Genomic DNA, 771 nt, shown 5'->3' with positions numbered 1-771 from the left:
GATCCCTTTCGGGCCTTATCTAGCCATTGCTGGCTGGATCTATATGATTTTTGGTGATGAGCTAGTTCGCTTTTGGCTCGGTAGCCTTCAAGCATAGCGCTGAATAGTGAGCATCATAGTGAATACTAATTCCAAAGCACAGCAGAAGCTTATTATTGGCTTAACCGGTGGTATCGGCAGCGGAAAAACTGCAGCGTCAGACGAATTCCAGGCATTGGGTATCTGTATTGTTGACGCCGATATTGTCGCCCGTGAAGTTGTTGAACCTGGCACTGCCGCACTCTCCAAAATTGCTACTCACTTCGGTACCGATATACTTACCAATACTGGTGAGCTTGATAGAGCAGCCTTGCGCCAAATTATATTTTCATCGAAAGATCAAAAACAATGGCTCGAAAGCTTACTGCACCCGATAATTCGAAGCGAAATCAAAAGGCAGTTAAACAGTGCAGACAGCCCTTATGTAATCCTCGTATCCCCTTTGCTTTTCGAGACCGATCAAGCTGAACTGGTATCACGAATATTACTTATTGATGTTCCTGTTGAACTCCAATTACAACGAGCAAGTGAAAGAGACCAAAATTCTACTGAACAAATTCAGAAAATTATTGATATGCAGCTCCCAAGAGATTATAAATTAGAGCGCGCAAATGATGTGATCAGTAATGACCGTGATTTAGCAAGCTTAAAACAAAATGTTCTTCGCCAACACCAAGCCTATTTGGAGCTAGCAAGTGAGTAAGTCAAAAAGTAATGAGCTAAAGGTAAACT

General features: G+C 42.3%; 1 protein-coding gene. It reads left to right on the top strand.

What is annotated here, in order from left to right:
• Nucleotides 1-118 precede the first annotated feature (118 nt).
• Nucleotides 119-742: a dephospho-CoA kinase gene (gene coaE, locus A3729_RS01765; protein WP_082865443.1), complete on the top strand. Its 624-nt coding sequence runs from the start codon at nucleotides 119-121 to the stop codon at nucleotides 740-742.
• The last annotated feature ends 29 nt before the right edge of the window (nucleotides 743-771 follow it).

The organism is Oleiphilus sp. HI0043 (assembly GCF_001634935.1).
Note: the sequence above shows the minus strand (reverse complement) of the source record. Positions and strands in the feature narration are given on the sequence as shown.